Origin of the sequence: Allobranchiibius sp. CTAmp26, assembly GCF_017565405.1 — a bacterium.
Classification (GTDB): domain Bacteria; phylum Actinomycetota; class Actinomycetes; order Actinomycetales; family Dermatophilaceae; genus Allobranchiibius.
Map to the genome: position 1 here is coordinate 75,614 of NZ_JAGEKR010000001.1, position 20,470 is coordinate 96,083.

Here is a 20,470-nt window from a genome sequence, read left to right on the forward strand (position 1 = left end):
TTGAGGCGAAACCGCCGAGCGAGGGGTGCGCCATGGCCATCGATGCGAGTCGCTTCTACGAGGCCGCGCCGCGGACGGAGTGGGTGCTCACGTTCGAGGGGGCGCTCGCCCACTTCGCCTGTCCCGACCCGATAGCCCGGGTCGAGTTCGCCCGGCAGGTGGTAGCGGCGGCCGGCGACGAGTTGTCTCCGGATCTGGAGCTGCGCGGCGGCGGCGTGACCGTCCGGCTGGCAGCCACGTTCGAAGCGGGTGGTCTCCCGGACCCCGCAGCCGATGTGGCGCCACGCATCTCGGCCGTCGCGAAAGAGCTTGGTCTGCGTGCCGATCCATCCCATCTTCAGACGATTCAGATCGCGGTCGACGGTGGGTCCGGCGCGGTGCCGTTCTGGCAGGCGGTGACGGGGTACGAGCGCCCGGAGGACGCCGACCTCATCGACCCGCTCCGGCGTGCCCCGGGTGTGTGGAACCAGGCCGTCAACGACGATCGCGAGGCACCGGCGCGGCTGCACATCGACATCTCCGTCTCGAAGGCGGAGGCACCACGGCGCATCGCGGCTGCGTTGGAGGCGGGCGGCCGAGTGGTCGATGACCGGTTCGCCCCGCAGTGGACCACCCTGGCCGACCCGGACGGCAATCTCGTCGACATCGCGGCCTGGCCCGACCTGCCCTGACCGTTCAGGCGGCCCCGGACTTCGGCGTCAGGCCTGAGACTGCGCCGCGAGGTAGTCACGCAGCGAGGTCGGCGCGGTGCCGGTGACGTCGCGCACCGCCGTACTCAGCGCGGCCAGCTCGCCGGACGCGATGGCGGTGTAGGTGCTGACCCAGGCGTCGTACTGCCATTGCGGCGCCGGCCATTTCCTGCGGGACGCGTACGCCTCGTCGATCGTCTCGTCGTGGAACCGAACGGTGCGCCCCGTTGCCCGGCCGACGATGTCCGCGACCTCCGCGAGCGTCAGCGCCTCCGGACCGGTGAGGTCGTAGGTGCGCCGAGCATGTTTCTCGGGAGCCTGCAGGACGCGCGCGGCCACCCGCGCGACATCGGCACGGGTGACCGCCGCCACCCTGCCGTCGCCGGCCGGCCCGCGGATCACCCCGTCGTCGCCGGGCAGGCTGGACAGGAAGTCGATGTAGAAGCTGTCCCGCAGGAAGGTCCAACTCATCCCCGAGCCCTCGATGTGCTGCTCGGTCGCCGCGTGGGTCCGCGACAGAGTGAAGACGGCATCCGGCGCGGCGCCCTGGAACGAGGTGTAGACGATGTGCCGCACCCCGGCGGCAGCCGCAGCGTCGACGAAGGTCCGGTGCTGCTCCAAGCGGCCCGCGCTCTCAGCCGCCGACACCATCAGGAGGACCTCGACGCCGTCCATCGCGCGACGGGCACCCTCGCCGTCGGCGTAGTCGACGGGACGGCTCTGCGCGTTCGGCAGCCGGGGAGCCCGACCGACGTCACGGGCCAGGAGGACCTGGGCCACTCCGGCGTCCGCCAGCAGGGCAGCGACCGCCCCACCCACGTAACCGGTCACTCCTGTAACGGCGATCCGCGCGGTGCCCATCCACTCTCCTGACGTCGTCTCGGTGAATGGCGGGGGCGCCCGCCTACGTGCAGTCCTACCCGCGCCCGGCCGTCACCGCAACGACGGCGTGCGTTGCCCCACCGGCGAGTCGGAGTCATCCGCGAGGTGATCTGCCGAGGCGAGCGGGACCGGGGCGAACATCTCCGGCTCATGCTGCGGCTCCAGCGCGGTCGGACCGTAGAGCCAGTCGATGAAGGACCAGTCACGGGTGTCCCGCCCACGCAGCAGTGCGTTGCGTTGCTCGCGCGCCAACCCGTCCAGGTGCCACAGTCGGCCCCACGCGCGCGACGTGGAGACCACCCGGCGGCAGTGCTCGGGGCGCACCGCCTCGTACGCCGCGAACGCACCTGCCCAGTCGACCGATTCGTCGCGAGCGCGGTGACGGGCGACCTGCTCGCCGAGCACCCAGCCGTCCTCGATCGCCATGATCGCGCCCTGCGCGATGTACTGCAGTGGCGGATGCGCCGAGTCGCCGAGCAGCGCGATGTTGCCATGGACCCAGTGCATGATCGGGTCGCGGTCGTACATCCGCCACCACTTGTCGCGCCACATGAACGGCAGCCCGTCCCGCACGAAGTCGCAGGTACGCGCGAACGCCGCGTCCAGCTCGTCAGGTGTGCCCCAGTCCGACTCCCCCGCAAGGGCTTTCGGCGACTCGAAGACTGCGACCTGGTTGAGCAGCTCACCGCCGCGCAACCCGTAGTGCACGAAGTGGCAGCCGGGGCCGACATAGACGACGACCTCGCTCAGGTCGACGTTCGCGACCCGCGCCTCGGTGGCCGGCACCGTGCCGCGGTAGGCGACGTACGCCGAGGAGACCGGCTCGTCGTCGAACGAGACACGGGCACCCGACGCGGTGTTCTACCCGACCACCTTCTGCGAGTGCACCAGCTCGACACCCGCGCGTTCGCAGGCCCGCAGGAACATCCCGTGCAGGTCGCTGCGGTGGATCACCATGTACGGGAAGCCGTAGCGCTCCTCCAGGGCGCGCAGGTCCAGCCGGACACGAATTTCATCATGCGGCTGTGGGACGAGGCACCCGGCGGCGCGCGCCAGCTCGTGACGACCGGTTTCCTCAAGGCATCGCATCGCGAGCTAGACGATCGGACAACGGATGGCAATCCGTATCACCCGCACACCCGTGCGGTACCGGTCGAACCCGGCAGCGTGGAGGAGTACGTCCTGCGGCTCTACCCGTTCGCGACGACGTTCCGGCCCGGCCACCGCCTCGTGGTCGAACTGTCGAACGATGAGCCGTTGGCGGACGCACACAACGCGCTGCTGCCACCGGACGCGTTCCACCTGCCGGTGGGTCGCCCGGTGACCCACAAGATCTACCGCGACACCACCCACCCGTCCCGGCTCGTCCTACCGCTCACCACCGGCCGTGAACGCCGGAACGGCCGCCCTCCGGTACGGAAGGGCGGCCGTTCGGCGTGTGCTGTGTCAGCGGGTCGAGGTCGGGCTCGTGCTCCCCCAGATGGTTGCGCTCTCCTTGTAGACGACGCGGTACTCGCGCGTCTGCGAGGTCGTGTACGTGTAGCTGTAGGTGCCGGTCGAGTTGGCGACCACGTTCTTCAGGCCCGTCCAGGTCGTCCCGCCGACGGGGCGGTACTGGATGACACCGGTCTCACCGACGTACGGGATGTTCTCGTCCAGGCTCGTGGCGTAGCGGATGACGCGGGTGTTCAGCGTCGTCTTGCCGCTGGCGCGGGAGGTGTTGAGGCCCGCGTAGGACACCACCTTGACCGTGGTCTTCGGCGCGCTCTGGGTGTAGACGTGGTTGTCGCCGTCGATGGCCACCCAGCCGTTCCAGGTCCGCGTGCCGAGGCTGGAAAAGGAGTACAGGTACCACGTGCCGGACGGGGAACCCTCGAAGGTGATGCCGTCGTCGGAGTCGTTCAGATCCGGCCCGGTGTACCAAAGGGCCTTGAGGCCGTCCTTCGACGCACAGTCGCCGGTGGCCTTCACCGGGATGTCCGTCTCGAACTTGCCGATACGGGCCGTGGTGGGCACGACCAGGTTGCAGCTGCCGGACGGCGCGACGGCGTCGGTGGGCTGCATGTGGGCCGCGGCGCGCAACCAGGTGCGCTGGTTGGCCTGTCGGACGGGCGATGCGCCGGCGGGAGCGGCGACGGCCACTCCGACGGCGGCGATGAGCGGTACGGCGGCAATGGCGGTGAGACGTCGAGACATAAAGAGTTCAGCTCTTTCTATGAGAGGCGCGGCCCCCTGTTGGCGCGCTGAACGGATCCTAAGCAGATCCTGAGCGTCGTCGGCGGCTGCGGCGGCCCCGTCACCCAATCGTCACCTTCGGTCACGTGAGTCCGCGAATGACCTCCACCGTCCGGACCAGATGCGGCTCACCGCGCTCGGCCCGATGCGCCAGGGCGAGGTCGACGGTCGCGACGGGACGCACGAGCCGGCGGTAGACGACACCCTCGAGCGCCAGCGCGGTGACGGGCTCGGGGACGACGGCGACCCCGAGCCCACCCGCGACGAGGGTGATCAACGTGGAGGTCTCGCCCACCTCGTGGCGGATGTGCGGCTCGACGTGCGCGTCGCGGAAGAGCCGCAGGACCACGTCGTACATCACCGAGCGCCGGCCGGCGGAGTGCACGATGAGCGGGGCGTCCTGCAGGTCGCCCACCCGGACCTGCGCTCGCTGCGCCAGCGGGCTCTCGGCAGGCACCGCGACGACCAGTCGGTCGCGTCGCAGTGACGTCACCGCCAGGGCCGGGTCGCTCACGGGCGGGCGCAGCAGAGCGATATCGATGTCCCCGGCGCGCAGTGCGCGTACCTGGTCCGGCACCAGCATCTCCCCGCGGAACGAGAAGTCGACTCCGGGCAACTCCACCGCGAGCCGGCGCGACAGCGCGGGGAGCAGGCTGTAGGTCACCGATCCCACGCAGCCGATGGTCAGGTGACCGACGGCACCGGCGGCGACGCGGCGCGCCAGGTGCCCGGCGTCCTCGATCCCGGCGAGGATGGCACGGGCCTGTGTCAGGTAGGCGGCGCCGGCATCGGACAGCTCGACGCGACGTGTGGTCCGGTGCAGCAGTTCGACGCCGAGCTCGTCCTCGAGCCGCCGGATCGCCTGGGACAACGGCGGCTGTGCCATGTGCAGCCGGACGGCCGCGCGGCCGAAGTGGCGCTCCTCGGCCACGGCGACGAAGTAGCGCAGTTGCCGCAACTCCATCGTCAAGACCTCGCAGATATCAATACAGGTAGATACAGATATTTCACACTATCAACGTCACGGCTTACGGTGGCCCTCATGGATGCCTTCCTCTACTCCGCCGTCCGTACGCCGTTCGGTCGCTTCAACGGAGCCCTCGCCGGGGCACGACCCGACGACCTATCCGCCCGCGTCATCGAGGCGCTGCTCGCGAAGGCACCGGGCCTGGACGGGGCCGCGGTCGACGAGGTCATCTGGGGCAACGCCAACGGCGCGGGCGAGGAGAACCGCAACGTGGGTCGGATGGCAGCCCTGCTGGCCGGGCTGCCGACCTCGGTGCCCGGCACCACGGTCAACCGGCTGTGCGGATCGAGCCTGGATGCCGCGATGGGCGGCTCGCGCGCCATCGAGACGGGTGACGCGGACGTCGTGGTGGTCGGCGGGGTGGAGTCGATGACACGTGCGCCGTGGGTCCTGCCGAAACCCGCCAAGGGCTTCCCGGCACGCGATGTCACAGCGGTGTCCACCACGCTCGGCTGGCGACTGACCAACCCGAAGATGCCGAAGGAGTGGACGGCGTCCCTGGGCGAGTGCAACGAGCAGCTGCAGGAGAAGCACGGCGTGAGCCGCGAGCGCCAGGACGAATTCGCCGTGCGCTCACACCAACTGGCGGCGGCCGCCTGGGACGACGGGTTCTACGACGACCTGGTCGCACCGGTCGACGGGCTCAGCCGCGACGAGGGCATCCGCGCCGACTCCACCGTGGACAAGCTCGCCGGGCTCACCCCTGCCTTCCGCCCGGACGGCACCATCACCGCGGGCAACGCCTCGCCCCTGTCCGACGGTGCGTCGGCCGCGCTCCTCGGGTCCGGTGCCGCCGCCGAGCACATCGGGCTCCAGCCGATCGCGCGGATCGCGGGGCGCGGGACGTTCGCACTCGACCCGCAGGCGTTCGGGTACGCGCCCGTCGAGGCCGCGAACCGGGCACTGCAGCGCGCGGGCATCGGGTGGGACCGGGTCGGCGCCGTCGAGCTGAACGAGGCCTTCGCGGTGCAGTCGCTGGTCTGCGTGGACGCCTGGCTCGCCCAGGGTCTGAAGGACCCGTCGCTGGTCAACACCCGCGGTGGAGCGATCGCGATCGGCCACCCTCTCGGCGCCAGCGGGGGCCGGGTCCTCGCGACCCTGTCCAAGGTGCTGCGCGAGCGTGGGGAGCGCTACGGCGTCGCCGCGGTCTGCATCGGCGTCGGGCAGGGCCTGGCCGTGGTGCTGGAGAACCTCGAGGTGGCCGGATGAGCCAGGTCCAGCACCTCGACAGCGTCGACGAGGCGGTCGCCGGCATCGAGGACGGCAGCACCGTGCTGGTCGGCGGATTCGGCCTGGCCGGAATGCCGTTCGACCTGATCGACGGTCTGATCCGGCAAGGCGCCACCGACCTGACCATCGTCTGCAACAACGCGGGCAACGGCGAGGTCGGTCTGGCGGCGCTGCTGCAGGCCGGTCGTGTCCGGAAGGTGATCTGCTCCTTCCCCCGGCAGTCCGACTCCTACGTCTTCGACGCGCTCTACCGCGCCGGCCGCGTCGAACTCGAGGTCGTCCCCCAGGGCAACCTCGCCGAGCGGATGCGGGCCGCCGGTGCCGGCATCGGCGGGTTCTACTCCCCCACCGCTGTCGGCACGATGCTCGCTGAGGGCAAGGAGACCCGCACGATCGACGGGCGCGACTATCTGCTGGAGTTGCCGATCCGGGGCGACGTGGCACTCGTCAGCGCGCACCGCGCCGATCGGATGGGCAACCTGGTCTACCGCAAGACCGCCCGCAATTTCGGCCCGGTCATGGCCACTGCGGCCGAGACGACCATCGTGCAGGTGCACGAGGTCGTACCCACCGGGGAACTCGACCCGGAGGCCGTCGTGACCCCCGGCATCTTCGTGGACCGCGTCGTCCGCGTCGCGCCCCGCCACTACACCGTGCAGGGAGCCCGCTGATGGCACTGAACCCCGACGAGCTCGCCGCCATCATCGCCGGCGACATCCCGCCGTACTCCTACGTCAACCTCGGCATCGGCCGGCCGACGCGGGTGGCCGACCACCTGACGCCGGGATCGGGGGTCGTGCTGCACACCGAGAACGGCATGCTCAACATGGGCCCGGCCGCCACCGGCGAGCAGGTCGACACCGACCTGACCAACGCCGGCAAGCAGCCAGTGACCGAGTTGCCCGGAGCGTCGTACTTTCACCACGCGGACTCGTTCATGATGATGCGCGGAGGCCACCTGGACGTCTGCGTGCTCGGGGCGTTCCAGGTCGCCGCCAACGGCGACCTGGCCAACTGGCACACCGGCGAGGCGGACGCCATCCCCGCCGTCGGCGGGGCCATGGACCTCGCCATCGGCGCCCGTCAGGTCTTCGTGCTCATGTCGCTCTTCGACAAGCAGGGTCGCCCCAAGCTCGTGCCCGAGTGCACGCAACCGCTGACCGGTCTCGCCTGCGTCAGCCGGGTCTACACCGAGCTCGCGGTCTTCGACGTGGGGCCGGGCGGCGCCGTCGTCCGGGACACCTTCGGGATCACCGTCGACGGATTGCGCGAGCGGCTCGACGTGCCCCTCAGCGTGCTCTGAGGATCCGGGCGGCGACCACTGCTGACCTCTCGTGCCCGGCGGTGTGAGAATTAACGCTGATGCCACACGACCGTCGGTGGCGACCGATCTGCGAGGGTGGCGAGAACCGTGACGACACAAGGGTTGTCGCAGCGACGCGACCAGGTGCGCGAAGAGGTGCTGCGGGCCGGTTACGTGCGGGTCGAGGATCTCGCTCAGACCCACGGCGTCAGCCTGATGACGATGCACCGCGATCTGGACCAACTGCAGGAAGAGGGGTGGATCACCAAGATCCGCGGCGCCGCCACCGCCAACCCCACGGCCCTGCGCGACGCGGGCGTGACCGAGCGCAGCCTGTCGATGAGCGCCGAGAAGGCCGCCATCGTGCGCGAGGCCGGCCGGCTGCTCGGTCGGGGGCAGACCATCTTCCTGGACGACAGCACCACGGCCGTCGGACTGGTCCCGCTGCTCACCGCGCATGTGCCCATCACCCTTGCGACCAACTTTGTGCCCGCGATGGCGATGCTCAGTCCGTCGGCCGGTGTCGAGGCCAAGCTGCTCGGTGGCGCGTACGACCCGCGTCTGCAGTCGTGTTCCGGTCTGCAGACGATCGATGCGATCGACGCCCTGCAGGCCGACCTGCTGTTCATGTCCCCGACGGGGATCACCGGCGGCCGCTGCGTGCACCGCTCCGAGGCGACGGTCATGGTCCGGCGTGCGCTCCTGGCGCGCAGCCTGCGCAAGGTGCTGCTGGTCGATCACGCCAAGTTCGGTCGGCCGGCCACCCACGTGCTCTGCGGCATCGAGGCGTTCGACACGATCATCACCGACGACCGGGTCGCGGCCGAGGATCTGCAGTTGCTGCGGGACCGCTGCGCGGATGTGCGAGTGGCTTCCACAGACGTGGATTCGACCTGACCGCAGGGGCGTTCGCGGAGAACGCTCAGCCGAAGAGCCTGCTGCGCACCTGCAGGAACTCTTCGTAGCGGTCGGCCAGCACCTTGCTGCGCTCAGGGTCCGGTTCGAGCACCTGGCGCGGTCGCACGGCCGTGGACACGGCGTCGTGCAACGAGTCGAACATCCCGATCTCGTACGCGCCCACGAGTGCCGCTCCGCGCGCGCCGATCTCCTCCACGTCCGGCAGCGTCACCGGCACCCCGACGGCGTCCGCGATGACCTGGCACCAACTCACGCTGCGCGCCCCGCCGCCCGAGATCGCGACCATGGTGGCCGATCCCGCGCTGGCGACACAGTCCTTCACCGCCATGCTCAGCCCGTCGACGATCCCGGCGGCGACCTCCTCGCGGGTGTGGCTCACATCCAGGCCCAGGATCGCCCCGCGTGCGCGGGGGTCCAGGAAGGGGCTGCGCTCCCCCGCCGTGGAGAAGTACGGCAGCACCATCGGCGCGCGACTGCGGTCCGAGCGGTCCGCGAGCCGGATCACGTCGCCCGGTTGTTCCAGCCCGAACAGCCTCTGACACCAACCGATCACCTCGGTGCCGACCATCGTGGGATAGGTCAGCAGCCAGCCGCCCTCCTCTGCCGCGGGCAGCGACATGCCGTTTCCAGGACGGTCCAGCCGGGGGTCGTCCGAGACGAGCCCGTTGCACAGGGTGGTGCCGAGGATCGCGAACGCGTCGCCCGGGCGGTGCGCTCCGCTGCCGGTGGCCATCGACGCGACGTCGTACGGCGCGACGACCACCGGGGTGCCCTCCGCCAGCCCGATCTCCCGGGCGACGTCGCCAAGCAGCGGCGCCACCCGGTCCTTTCCGCGGACGGCCTCCGGGAGGAGGCGGCGCAGCTCGGAGATTCCGTACAGGTCGAGGATGCGGTCGTCGTACCGACGTCTCCTGGTGTCGAAGAACGGGTTCGCGGCTTCGCTGTCGTCGACCGCCCGTCGACCCGTGAGCTTGAAGTAGGCCCACCCGCCGCAGCTGAGCAACGTCGCGGCCCGTTCGATGACCTCCGGTGAGTTCTCCTGCAACCAGCGCAACTGCGACGACGCGACACCGGCGAATCCGAAGCACCCGTTGATGTCGAAGGCCCGCTGCAGGGTGCCGTCCGCCTCCCAGGCGTCCACGAGGGAGGTGGCGCGGGCGTCGTTCCACAGCAGGGCCTGGCCGGCGGGGTTGCCGTCGGCATCGACCAGCCAGCAGCCGTCGCCCTGTGCAGTGACGGCGACCAGCTCGATGCCGTCCGGCGACCGGTCGACGACCGTGCGCACCACGCGGACCAGGCCGGCCCACACGTCGCCCATGTCCTGCTCGGAGTGCCCAGCTGCCGGGCGGCTGACGACGGCGTCCTCGGCGCAGCTGTCGGCCTCCGTCCAGTCCGCGTCGTACCGGACGGCCTTGATCCGGGAGGTGCCCAGATCGACCCCGATCACGCTCATGACCTCTCCTTCAGCACATCCGGATTCGCGCAGTGATCGAGTCGGCCGCCGTGCAGGTAGCTCGCGACATCGCGCACCACGCGCTGCACCGACTCCGAGCTGACCTGTCGGGAGGCACCCGCGAGGTGCGGCGTTCCGACGACATCGGGACGACGGACGAGCGGGTTGTCCGGCCCCGGGGGCTCGGGGTCGAACACGTCGAGCGCCGCGCCGCTCAGCTGCCCGGACTCCAACGCATCCAACAGGGCCGCCTCGTCCACGATCTCCCCACGGGCCGTGTTGACGAAGTATGCGCCCCGCTTCATGGCGCCGAAGGCCCTGCTGTCGAACGACTTCCGTGTCTCGTCGGTGAGCCGTGAGTGCACGCTGACGATGTCGCTCACCGCCAGCACCGCCCGCATCGAGTCGAACAACTCGATCCCCCCAGCGGTGTCCACGTGCGGGTCGTACGCGACGACCCGCGCGCCGAACGCGTCCAGCAGTTGCGCGACCCGCCGACCGACGGCGCCGACGCCGATCAGCCCGACCGTGCAGGCCCGCAACTCCGGACCCGCCGTATCGAAGCGGAACGCACGGGGACTCCAGCGCCCGTCGGCAAGCTCCGCCGACCCGCGCACGACGCCGCGCGGCATCGTGATCATCACCCCGATCACGAACTCGGCGACCGCGCCGAGATTGCGCCCCGGCAGGTAGACCACCGGGACGTGGTGCGCGGTGGCCGCGGCCAGGTCGACGTTGACCGGGCCACCGCGAGTTATCCCCACCACCTTCAGCCGGTCCGCACGCCCCAGCACGGTGGCGGTGACCGGACCGAGGTGGGTGAGCAGGACGTCCGCGCCGGGCATGAGTTCGGCGATCTCATCCACCGATCCGGAGGACTCCTTGACCCCTTCGACCGCGCCGTACGCCTCGTCGGGCCAGCGCGTGGCGTACTCGACGGTGTCGGTGTCCGGCCCGAACGCCTCCTTCGCCGCAGCGGCGAAGGAGGCGGCCGAGATGAACTGGTCGCCGATGCAGACCACCCGCACGGATCAGGCCGTCCCGTGCTGGACGCGGGAGCGCCGGGCCAGGGAGTCGATCAGCACGGCGAGTGCCAGGACGGCGCCGGTGATCATGTAGCGGTACGCCGATGAGAGGTTGAGCAGTGTCAACCCGTTGGAGATGGATTGGATGACCAGGATCCCCAGCAGGGCCGAGTACGCGCTGCCGCGACCACCGAACAGGCTCGTCCCGCCGATGACGGCGGCGGCGATCGCGTTCAGGTTGACGTCTCCGGTGCCGGCGCTCTGGCTGGACGACGCCAGCCGGGCGGCACTGAGCACGCCGCCGACCGCCGCGAACAGACCCGTCAGCACGAACGCCGAGGTGTAGATCATGTTCACGTTGATGCCGGCGCGACGCGCGGCCTCCTCGTTGCCGCCGACCGCGAACATGTGCCGGCCCCAGTTCGTCTTGGTCAGCGCATAGTTCGCCGCCACGATCATCAGCACGAAGATCGCGAACATCCACGGCACGCCGTTGTCCCGGTTGAGATACCACGCGGCGAGGAGCAGGACCACCAGCAGCGCGACGGCCCGGATGACGACGTTCGCCGGAGAGCTGGCGGACAGGTTCGCGGCCCTGCGGCGTCGGATGTTGAGGATCCCGGCGACGAAGACGGCGACGGCTGCGAGCACCGCGACGATGTACGCGAGGATCGGCGTCAGGAACTGCTGCTGGCCGAAGGTGACCAGTCCCGATCCGTACGGCAGGTTGATCGAGCCCTGGGAGCCCAACAGCTGCAGCTGCACTCCGAGGAACGCGAGCAACCCGGCCAGGGTGATCACGAAGCTCGGCATGCCGAACCTGTTGCGGACCTGCGCGTAGGCGAAGCCGATCACCGCTCCCGACAACGCCGCTACGAGGATCGCCAGGATCGGGTTCCAGCCCTTGTTGACGTAGAGGACACCGAGCAGCGCCGAGGACAGGCCGCTCAGCGAGCCCACCGACAGGTCGATCTCGCCCAGGACCAGCACGAAGACGATGCCGAGCGCGATCATGCCCACGGCCGAGCTGTCGTAGATCAGGTTGACGAGGTTGCCGGAGGACAGGAAGAGCGAGTTCAACGCCTGGAAGACCACGGCGATGACGATCAGCCCGACCACGACCGGCAACGGGCCGAGGTCACCGGAACGGACCCGGTAGCCGAAATTGGTCAGCATGTCCCTCGGGCTCCCGCTGCCGACCTTGACCCTGGCGTCCTGCTGGTCGAGCGCCTTCGGGGGCGGAGTTGCCGTCTGTGCCATCAGGAGTCCTCCTTCGACGAAGTGGGGGCGGCGTGCGCCCCCGCGGTGGGCGCCGCGGCGTCGTCCGCCGTGGCGTCGGTGGTGTCGCCGGCGTCGGCGCCACCGGAGCGGCGTGCCGACCGGCGCGTCACGACGTTGTCCGTGGCCCCGGTGATCGCGGCCACCAGATCGTGGTTGCTCGCGTCGGGTCCGAACTCGCCGTTGTTGCGCCCGAGCCGCAGGACGACGACGTTGTCGGCGACAGCGCGTACGTCCTCCATGTTGTGGCTGATCATCACGACCGCCAGCCCACGCGCCTTGACCCGCTCGATCAGATTGAGCACCTCGGCGGTCTGGGCCACGCCCAGCGCCGCGGTGGGCTCGTCGAGCATGATCAGCCGCGGGTTGACCAGAAGAGACCGCGCGATCGCGACGGTCTGCCGTTGACCACCGGACAACGAGGCGATGGGCACCCGCACGCTCGGGATCCGGGCCGACAGCTCCCCGAGCAGTTCCCACGACCTGGTCTCCATCGTGACCTCGTCCAGGTGGCCGCCCTTGAGCTCACGCCCGAGGAAGAGATTGGCGACCACATCGAGGTTCTCGCACAGTGCCAAATCCTGGAAGACGGTCGCGATGCCAAGCTCCATCGCCTTGGACGGGCTGTCGATCGTCACCTGCTTCCCGTCGAAGAAGACCTCGCCCGACGTCGGTGCGTGCACCCCGGACAGGACCTTCACCAGGGTGGACTTGCCGGCTCCGTTGTCGCCCACGAGCGCGACGACCTGCCCGGCATGCACCTCGAGGTCGATGTCGGTGAGGGCCGACACCGCCCCGAAGGTCTTGCCCACCCCGCGCAGGCGCAGGACGGGTGTCCCCGACGGAGCCTGCGTCGTCTCCGTTGCAGTCGCAGTCATGCCGCGCCGCCCTTTCTCGGTACGTCTCGCATCACGACACCCACGATCAGGAGATGCCGAGCTTGGTGCAGCCGGTCTTGTAGCTACCGGTGCACAGCTGGGAGGCGGTGGCGATCTTGGTGGAGATGATGTCGCTCTTGAGGTTGCTCTGCGTGATCACCTTCGGTACGAACAACATCGTCTTGGTGCCGAAGACCGTCGTCAGACTGCCTCCACCGACCGCCGCGACCGTCTTGCCGTTGAGCAGGTCGACGGCGACGTCGGCCGCCGCGCCGGCGACGATCTCGCTCGGCTTGGAGATGGTGTTGTACTGGTCGCCGGCGATGATCAACTGCAGGCCGGCGGTCGTGGCGTCGTTGCCGGTCACCGGGGGCAACGGATTGACGCTGGCCGCCTTGAGGGCGGCGATCGCACCACCGCCGGTGCCGTCGTTCGCGGCAACGATGCCGACGATCTTGGTGCGGAATCGCGAGACCTGCCCGCTGACCCAGGACTGCGCCTTGCTCGGGTCCCATTCGGGGGTGTCGTACTCCGACAGCGTCTTGTAGCCGCTGTTCGCCAGGCCCTCGTGCACACCCTTCTTGATCAGACCGGCCGCGGCATCGGTCGGGGATCCGTTGACCTCGAGGATCCCGTTGCCGCCACCCGTCGAGACGCCCTTGGCCTTCAGTTCCTTGACCAGGGACTGCGCGATCGACTTGCCGATCTCCTCGTTGTTGAAGGAGACGTAGAAGTCCGGCTTGGCCTGCGGGATCGGCCGGTCGTAGGCGATGACCTTCACGCCCTTGGCGTGGGCGGCCGACACCAGGCTCGACGCGGCGGTGGAGTCCACCGGGTCGAGCACGATGACCTTCGCGCCCTGGGTGAGCGCCGCGTTGAACTGCTGCTGCTGCTTGCTGGCGTCACCGGTGGCGTTGTTGTAGAGGGGCGTGCAGGTGGGGCACACCTTCTTCAACTCCGCCACGAACCCGGGCTTGTCGTGCTGCTCGTAGCGGGTCGACGCCTCGTCCGGCATCAGGAAGGCGATCTTGGCGCCCTTGTCACCGCCGGCCACGCCGGAGGAGCCGGATGCAGCCGACTTGGTGGAGGCGTTCTTGCCGGAACTGCACGCACCCAGGATGGGCAGCGTGGCAGCCACGGCAACAGCGACGGAGATCTGCGTGATCCTGCGAGCGGTCATGATGTTCGATTCCTTCGGGGAGTGGGTTGAGCGGGCGGACGAACGGATGGAGGGGCGGGTGCGGAATCGGCCGGGCGTCACGTCGGAGCCGCCCTCGTCGGGACGTTGAGCGAACGCAGCGCGGCGAGGCCGTGACCGTCGAGCGGGACGACGATCTCGGCGACCGCGGTGTTCTCCAGCCGGGGGAAGACGCGCCGGTACTGGGCGGGAGGGATGCCGAGCAGCTCACACAGCGCCAACCGCAGCAGGGTGTTGTGGGCGACGACCAGGATCTTGCGGCCGGCGTGGTCGGCGGCGATCTCGCGCAGCGTCCGGGCACCCCGCGCCGCGGCGTCGGCCGCCGACTCGGCACCCGGGAAGGGGTGGGCCACCGGGTCGGCGCGGAAGGCCGCCATCACCTCCGCATCCGCCGATTCGATCTCGGCGGCTGTGCGTCCCTCGGCCACACCGAAGGCGACCTCCTTCAGGCCCGGGCACACCACCAGGTCCACCCCGACCGCCCGCGCGGACGGCAGTGCGGTCTCCTGGGCACGCCGCACCGGTGAGCTGACGACCACCTCGACCCCGTGCTGCAGCGACCAGCGGCCGAGGTCGGACGCCTGGTCGTGACCCACGGCGGTCAGGTCGATGTCACTGTCGCCGCCGGCGTACCTGTTCTCGGAGTGCCAGACGGTCTCCCCGTGCCGCGCCACCCACAGACTCACGCGATCGGTCATCGGGCCACACCCTCGGCTAGCGCGTACGACGCGGCCTCCTGCCCGAGCCAGCCGCGTTCGCGCAGCACGGTGACCAGCTCGGCGTACCCCTCCCGCAACTCGCTTCCACGGTCCTCGTCGGGGGTGTAGGAGCGGCCGAGCCCGACCATGGCAGCGACGGTCTCCGTCAGCCGGCCCGGCTCGGCAGCCGCCAGCATGGCCATCCCGGTGGAGGGGTGCGGTTCGCGCGGGATCTGCACCGGGCGCCCGAGCAGGTCGCACCGCAACTGGTTCCACCACTCGTTCGCCGTCGGCCCGCCGGTGAACGACACCGGACCCGTGGTGTCGGCACCCAGGGAGGCCAGCACGTCGTAGCTGAGCCGCTCGACGTACGCGACGCCCTGACACAGCGCGGCGAAGCGCGCGGCGTCGGTGTCCGCGTGGTCGCTGATGAAACCGACGGCGTCCTGAGCGACGAACGGGAACCGTTCCCCCCGCCCGATCAGCGGGTACGTCGCTCCGGGGATCACCCCGAGGCCGCGTGCTCCTTCGGTCATCCGGTCGAGGTCCTGACCGTCGGTGAACGCGTCGCGCAGCGCACCGGCGCCGGAGCTGGAGGCTCCACCCGGCAGCCAGCCGCCGTCCGGGTGCCGGTGGCAGTAGACGGCGCCGGTGGGGTCCAGCACCAGGTCCTCGGTGGATCCCTTCACCACGAGGGTGGTGCCGAGAGCACTGCTCCAGTGACCGGTGTCGAGTGCGCCCGCGGCGATCTGGGCCGCACATCCGTCGGTCATGCCCAGGCGTACGACGGCCCCGTGCGTCAGCCCGGTGGCCGAAGCGGCCGATCTGCTGACCACCCCCGCCGCGGTGGTCGGGAGAGCGACCTCCGGAAGCAGGCCCCCCGGGATGCCCAACTCGGCGAAGACATCGGCCGGCCAGGCGGCCGTCCGCAGGTCGACACCCGTCTTCAGCGCGTGCGAGGTGTCGGTCGGGACGGCGGAGCCCACCAGTCGGCGTACGAGGTGGTCGGACTGGTGCACGACCCGGTCACCGGAGCCGAGGACGTCCTCGCTGCGCAGCCATAGCACCTTCGCCAGCGCCCAGGCCGGCTGGATGCGGTAGCCGAGCGAGGACCACAGCGACGCACCCGCCTGCTGCGCGCGATCGGCGAATTCGTGGGCTCGGGTGTCGTCGTACATCAGTGCCGGCCCCGCCGGACGGCCGTCGGCGTGCTCGACGAGCACGGTCCCGGACGTGGCATCGATCGCCACCGCCGTCACCCGCACGTCACCGGCGTGCTCCAACGCCTCACGAACAGCGCCGCACAAGGCGGTCCACCACTGCTCCGGATCCTGCTCGTGGCGCCGCCCGTCGCGTCGGTCGCTGGTGATGGGCGCGGCGCCGGAACCGAGAGTGCGCCCGTCGGCGTCGACGAGCGAGGCGCGCACTCCCTGCGTGCCGACGTCGATGCCGCAGGTGGCGTCGGTCGCGCTCATCGTGCCCTCCTCCGTCAACGTCGGATCATGTGACTCAGGCCACATTACTCACACAATCTGTTAAATCTATAGTATTTGCGACCCGATCGTTACGTCTTCGTGATCCTGCCAGACGCTGGGGATCAGGCCGGACCCTGCCGCGCGGGCAGGGCGGTACGCAATCCTCGAACGTCGATCTTGCGGTCGAATCACTAGTCTTGAGAACACTTTTTGCTCACGCGCGAGTCTCGGCCGATCGATCGGGCCGACGCCCCGCGTCGCGCCGAAGATGTCACGTCGACGACGGAGCGAACATCACAACGAAAGGTCTGATCCAGCCCATTTCTCACATCAAGGGGTCTGGTGTCGCGTGATCCGACGAAGCTCCGTCCGGCTCCCGGCCGCCGACGATCGGCCGCACGTGCCAGGCTTGACCGCAGGAGAGGCGGTGATGGATGCGTCGGGAATTGCGGGCACCGCGTCTTCTCGTGCGGGGGTTCCGGCGGACCTGGCCGACCTTTCCCACCACCTGGGCGGAAGCGTCCCGCCGCGTGCGACCGGCGGCGGCGCAGATCGGCCGTCTGACGGGGGCGGCCGTCCTCGCCTACCTGGGGTCGACGCTGCTGTTCACGCACGTGGTCGACCTCACCGCGCCATTGACGGCGCTGCTGGTCGTGCAGGCCTCCACCGTCGGCACGCTGCGGATGGCGATGGTCAGGGTGGGAGCGGTCCTCACCGGGGTGCTGGTGGCCACCGCGTTCTCGAACTACTTCGGCCTGTCGTGGTGGAGCCTCGCCGCAGTCATCAGCGCGTCGCTGGTGCTGGCCAAGATGCTGCGGCTGGGTGCGCAGTCCCTCGAGACACCGATCAGCGCCATGTTGATCCTCGCTGTGAGCTCGCCCGGACTGGCGGCGGAGACCCGGATCGCGAACACCCTCATCGGCACCGTCGTCGGTGTGGCATTCAGCGTCCTGGTGCCCGTCGCGATCCCCAACACCCACGCCCGGGACGCCGTCCGAGGGGTCGCTCGCTCCCAGGCCGCGTTGCTGGGCCAGATCGCGCGCACACTCTCCGCCCGGGCTCCCGAGGTGCACGAGGCGCAGTCCTGGATCGAGTCCGCGGAGTCCATCGGCCGCGACCTGGGGGCGGCCGCAGCGGCGGTCGAAGCTCTCGAGGAGAGCCGCAAACTCAACCCACGCGCCCTCGTGGCGCTGCGCATCCACCCCGAACTCCGGGTCGCCCTGCAGCGGCTCGACCGATGCTGCGCGGCAGAACGCGCCCTCGCGGTCCTGGCCGAACGCCGGGCCGCCGTCCCCGGCGAACCGGAAGCGTGGGACCCGAATCTGCGGGTCGTGTTCTCGGTGCTGCTCGACTCGCTCGCGTCCGGCGTACACGAGTTCGGCGACCTCGTGGCCGCCGACCGGGTGGACGAGGCCCAGCAGGCGCTGGACCGGATCCGCGAGGTCGTCCTGGAGACCCGCGCCCGGCACACCGAACTCGTGATGATCGATCCGATGACCGACACCGACTCCTGGATGATGCAGGGTTCGATGCTCGCCGCCATCGATCAGATCGTGCGGCAGCTCGACCTGGAACACCCCGAGCAGGCCACCGCCGCGTGGAACGTGCGACCCGGAATCGACTGGACTCCCCGCACCTGGATCCAGACCGGACAGCGGATCGTGCCACCCGCCGCCCGTCGATCCGTGCGGCGGCGGGGCGCCGAGGACGACGTCGCCTCGAAGTGAGCCCTGGTGAAGGGCCCGCGTTGCGAGGATCATCGATCGGAACGCCGCTGACCGGTTCGGCGCCTCGTCGGGCCGGGACGGATCGAGAGCACCGGGAGCCGACATGCGCGCGCGACGACGACGCGGCGAGCGAGAGGCCACGTCAGGCGACCGACCCACGGTCGTCGTGGTGGGTGCCGGGTTCGCCGGGTTCCACACCCTGCGCCGCCTGGAGCGCACGCTCTCCCCCGAGCAGGCGAACCTGGTGCTCGTGGCCCCGTCGGACTACCTGCTCTACAGCCCGCTGCTGCCCGAGGTCGCGACCGGCGTCCTCGATCCGCGTGACATCGCCGTGTCGCTGCGCCAGACCCTCCGGCGCACCACGCCGGTCTTCGGTCACGTCACCGACGTCGACTTCGACTCCCGGACGCTCACCGTCCTCGGCCGCGATGGGACCTCCGGGGAACAGCGATGGGACCGGCTCGTCCTGACCCCCGGATCCGTGACACGAGAGTTCGACATCCCGGGCGTCGCCGAGCACGCCCGCGGTCTCAAGACGTTGGAGGAGGCGACGTTCCTGCGTAACCATGTGCTCGGTCAGCTCGACCTCGCGGACGCCCTTCCCGACACCCCCATGGGCCGGCAGCAGCGGCAGGAGCTTCTCACCGTCGTCGCCGTGGGCGCCGGTTACACCGGGACAGAGTTTGTCGCACAGATGCAGAACTGGATGTACCGCATCGCCGACCGGTGGAGCAGTTTCGGCCCCGACGACGTGCGCTGGTTACTCATCGATCTGGCACCGCACGTCCTCCCGGAGCTCGGCCCGCGCCTCGGTGCCGAGGCCATGAAGGTGCTGCACCGCCGGGGCGTCGAGGTTCGGCTCACCGTCAGCGTGGCGTCGGCGACCGCCACCTCCGTGACCCTCACCGACGGCGATGTCATCAGCACCCGCACCCTGGTGTGGAGCGCAGGCGTGGCCCCCAGCCCGTTGATCGCCACCCTCGGGCTGCCCACCACGAAGGGCCGGCTCGTGGTGAACGACGACCTGAGCGTCCCCGGGCTCACGCATGTCTGGGCGCTCGGCGACTCGGCCGCGGTGCCCGATCTGGCCATGTCCCTGGGGGCCGACGGCACCCGCCCGGTCACCGCGCCGACAGCGCAGCACGCCCAACGGCAGGGGCACACGGCGGCGAGGAACGTCGCCGCCAGCCTGGGCGTCGGGCAGGCCCGCCGATACCGCCACCGCGATCTCGGTCTCGTCGCCGACCTCGGCGGGACGCAGGGCGTGGCCAAGGCACTGGGCGTGCCGCTCACCGGCCCGATCGCGAAGGTCACCGCCCGCGGCTACCACCTCTTCGCCCTCCCCAGCACGGCCGCCAAGGTACGCGTGGGGACCGATTGGCTCTACGCCTCGATCCTGCCCACGCGGGTCGTGCAACTGAGCAACGTCCAGGCCGAGGACGTCAGCATCGCCGCTGCGCAGCACACCGGCATCTACCCGCCGCCCCCCGACCGCGACGGACCGGTCTCGCAGTGAACCGGGGTCGCGACCTGCCGGCTGATCAACGGGGCGCGGGCCCCCGGGCCGTCACGTGCTCGCGATACCGCTGCATGCTGTCGGGCGCGAGCACGCCGCGACGCACCAGCTCGCCCACACACAGCAGCGTCACGCCGTAGGAGCCGTACGCCAGGTCGCAGACGAGCCCCAGGTGGTGCAGCTGGTCCTCGCTCAGCTCGTCGACGCGGGCCAGGTCGCGCACGTAGAGCACATCGGCCTCCACCAGCTGTCGAGCCCGCTCCTGCAGCGGATCGGCCCATTGCACGGGTGCGAGCGGCCAGGTCTTGGTGGTGACGAAGCAGTGCGGCACGAATCCTTGCGCCCGCAGCTCCAGGTCGAGATCGGCGAAGGTCGGCTGGTCCTCGTACAGTCGGGTGAACCCCACCTCGGTCTGCACCGCGACTGCGCTCGCGAGCAGCCGCCGACCATGGCGGAAGACGTCGAGTTCACCGCCCTGGATGTCGATCTTGAGGTAGTCCAGGTGCTCGATCTCGACGATGTCGTCCAATCGCCGGGTGGCCATCGGCACCCGCGCGGTCACGGCCGCCATCCGGGGGAAGTCGGTCAGCAGCTCCAACTGGCCACGGTCCGGCTCGAGCATGCTCGCGAAGCCGCTCTCGGTGCAGAGCCGCAGCACGTGCTCGCCACCGTCACCCACCGCGTACGGCAGATACCGGTGCGGCCCCTCACCCCGCGCGGCCAACTCGGCGTACGCCGACTCCTGCGGCTCGAACCCGGTGACCCGGGCGAATCCCTGCTCCAGCAGGGGGGTGTACGGCGGTTCGCCGTCGATGGGATTGGCGCCGACGTCGACGATCTCGACCGGACGCCGACCGCCGAGCACGTGCGCGATGCTGCCGGGTGGGGACGAGGTCACGGCGTCAGCCTAGGTGGGACATGCTGCGACAAGCTCGCAT

Annotated in this window: 20 protein-coding genes and 1 pseudogene; 8 read left to right on the forward strand and 13 right to left on the reverse strand. The window is 70.2% G+C overall.

The annotated features are described in order from the left end of the window. Positions 1–32: 32 nt before the first annotated feature. The gene (locus J4030_RS00380) at positions 33–671 is read left to right on the forward strand and encodes a VOC family protein (protein ID WP_208047209.1); all 639 of its coding nucleotides are present in this window, start codon (positions 33–35) and stop codon (positions 669–671) included. A 27-nt stretch (positions 672–698) separates the two neighbouring features. On the opposite strand, the gene J4030_RS00385 is transcribed toward J4030_RS00380, so the two are convergent. The 3 genes from J4030_RS00385 to J4030_RS00395 form a co-directional block, all read right to left on the reverse strand. Continuing rightward, positions 699–1,550: an SDR family oxidoreductase gene (locus J4030_RS00385; RefSeq protein WP_208047210.1), complete on the reverse strand. Its 852-nt coding sequence runs from the start codon at positions 1,548–1,550 to the stop codon at positions 699–701. Positions 1,551–1,622: 72 nt separating this feature from the next. Beyond that, complete coding sequence (locus J4030_RS00390) at positions 1,623–2,357, reverse strand: hypothetical protein (protein ID WP_208047211.1); 735 nt, start codon at positions 2,355–2,357, stop codon at positions 1,623–1,625. A gap of 75 nt (positions 2,358–2,432) precedes the next feature. Further along, positions 2,433–2,660 (reverse strand): hypothetical protein, encoded by a 228-nt coding sequence (locus J4030_RS00395; protein WP_208047427.1) that lies wholly within the window; start codon positions 2,658–2,660, stop codon positions 2,433–2,435. Here J4030_RS00395 and J4030_RS00400 point away from each other — a divergent pair. Next, positions 2,589–2,876: pseudogene (locus J4030_RS00400) on the forward strand (CocE/NonD family hydrolase C-terminal non-catalytic domain-containing protein); the annotation flags it as partial. The gene J4030_RS00395 and the pseudogene J4030_RS00400 sit on opposite strands and share 72 nt — an antisense overlap. A gap of 141 nt (positions 2,877–3,017) precedes the next feature. On the opposite strand, the gene J4030_RS00405 reads toward J4030_RS00400, so the two are convergent. Beyond that, positions 3,018–3,767: a hypothetical protein gene (locus J4030_RS00405; protein ID WP_208047428.1), complete on the reverse strand. Its 750-nt coding sequence runs from the start codon at positions 3,765–3,767 to the stop codon at positions 3,018–3,020. 121 nt (positions 3,768–3,888) lie between these two features. Next, a complete protein-coding gene (locus J4030_RS00410) occupies positions 3,889–4,770 on the reverse strand; it encodes a LysR substrate-binding domain-containing protein (protein ID WP_208047212.1) in 882 nt (293 codons plus the stop codon). A gap of 78 nt (positions 4,771–4,848) precedes the next feature. Between J4030_RS00410 and J4030_RS00415 the strand changes: the two genes are divergently transcribed. From J4030_RS00415 to J4030_RS00430, 4 genes are all read left to right on the forward strand, one after another. Next, positions 4,849–6,042, forward strand: a complete 1,194-nt coding sequence (locus J4030_RS00415; RefSeq protein ID WP_208047213.1) for a thiolase family protein — start codon at positions 4,849–4,851, stop codon at positions 6,040–6,042. After that, positions 6,039–6,734 carry a 3-oxoacid CoA-transferase subunit A gene (locus J4030_RS00420; protein WP_208047214.1) on the forward strand — a complete coding sequence of 232 codons (696 nt, stop codon included), beginning with the start codon at positions 6,039–6,041 and terminating at the stop codon, positions 6,732–6,734. The genes J4030_RS00415 and J4030_RS00420 overlap by 4 nt, the downstream gene beginning before the upstream one ends. Further along, on the forward strand, positions 6,734–7,366 hold the full coding sequence (locus J4030_RS00425; protein WP_208047215.1) for a 3-oxoacid CoA-transferase subunit B: 633 nt from the start codon (positions 6,734–6,736) through the stop codon (positions 7,364–7,366). Before J4030_RS00420 ends, J4030_RS00425 begins: the two co-directional genes overlap by 1 nt. A 108-nt stretch (positions 7,367–7,474) precedes the next feature. Then, positions 7,475–8,263, forward strand: coding sequence for a DeoR/GlpR family DNA-binding transcription regulator (locus J4030_RS00430; RefSeq protein ID WP_208047216.1), 789 nt, complete (start codon positions 7,475–7,477; stop codon positions 8,261–8,263). Between the two features lie 25 nt (positions 8,264–8,288). Here the strand turns inward: J4030_RS00430 and J4030_RS00435 are convergent, their stop codons facing one another. The 7 genes from J4030_RS00435 to J4030_RS00465 all read right to left on the reverse strand — a co-directional run bounded on the left by J4030_RS00435 (position 8,289) and on the right by J4030_RS00465 (position 16,289). After that, positions 8,289–9,737 carry an FGGY family carbohydrate kinase gene (locus J4030_RS00435; RefSeq protein ID WP_208047217.1) on the reverse strand — a complete coding sequence of 483 codons (1,449 nt, stop codon included), beginning with the start codon at positions 9,735–9,737 and terminating at the stop codon, positions 8,289–8,291. Then, positions 9,734–10,765, reverse strand: coding sequence for an NAD(P)-dependent oxidoreductase (locus J4030_RS00440; RefSeq protein ID WP_208047218.1), 1,032 nt, complete (start codon positions 10,763–10,765; stop codon positions 9,734–9,736). Before J4030_RS00440 ends, J4030_RS00435 begins: the two co-directional genes overlap by 4 nt. A 3-nt stretch (positions 10,766–10,768) precedes the next feature. Next, a complete protein-coding gene (locus J4030_RS00445) occupies positions 10,769–12,022 on the reverse strand; it encodes a sugar ABC transporter permease (protein ID WP_243762648.1) in 1,254 nt (417 codons plus the stop codon). Further along, positions 12,022–12,918, reverse strand: coding sequence for an ATP-binding cassette domain-containing protein (locus tag J4030_RS00450; protein ID WP_208047219.1), 897 nt, complete (start codon positions 12,916–12,918; stop codon positions 12,022–12,024). The genes J4030_RS00445 and J4030_RS00450 overlap by 1 nt, the downstream gene beginning before the upstream one ends. A gap of 46 nt (positions 12,919–12,964) precedes the next feature. Beyond that, positions 12,965–14,098: a sugar ABC transporter substrate-binding protein gene (locus J4030_RS00455; RefSeq protein WP_208047220.1), complete on the reverse strand. Its 1,134-nt coding sequence runs from the start codon at positions 14,096–14,098 to the stop codon at positions 12,965–12,967. Between the two features lie 77 nt (positions 14,099–14,175). Continuing rightward, on the reverse strand, positions 14,176–14,814 hold the full coding sequence (locus tag J4030_RS00460) for a histidine phosphatase family protein (RefSeq protein ID WP_208047221.1): 639 nt from the start codon (positions 14,812–14,814) through the stop codon (positions 14,176–14,178). Further along, a complete protein-coding gene (locus J4030_RS00465; RefSeq protein WP_208047222.1) occupies positions 14,811–16,289 on the reverse strand; it encodes an FGGY-family carbohydrate kinase in 1,479 nt (492 codons plus the stop codon). The genes J4030_RS00460 and J4030_RS00465 overlap by 4 nt, the downstream gene beginning before the upstream one ends. 530 nt (positions 16,290–16,819) lie before the next feature. Between J4030_RS00465 and J4030_RS00470 the strand changes: the two genes are divergently transcribed. Then, positions 16,820–18,016: an aromatic acid exporter family protein gene (locus J4030_RS00470; protein ID WP_208047223.1), complete on the forward strand. Its 1,197-nt coding sequence runs from the start codon at positions 16,820–16,822 to the stop codon at positions 18,014–18,016. A 103-nt stretch (positions 18,017–18,119) separates the two neighbouring features. Continuing rightward, positions 18,120–19,532, forward strand: a complete 1,413-nt coding sequence (locus J4030_RS00475; RefSeq protein ID WP_208047224.1) for an NAD(P)/FAD-dependent oxidoreductase — start codon at positions 18,120–18,122, stop codon at positions 19,530–19,532. Between the two features lie 25 nt (positions 19,533–19,557). Here the strand turns inward: J4030_RS00475 and J4030_RS00480 are convergent, their stop codons facing one another. Beyond that, on the reverse strand, positions 19,558–20,430 hold the full coding sequence (locus tag J4030_RS00480; protein ID WP_307864489.1) for an FkbM family methyltransferase: 873 nt from the start codon (positions 20,428–20,430) through the stop codon (positions 19,558–19,560). Positions 20,431–20,470: the final 40 nt, after the last annotated feature.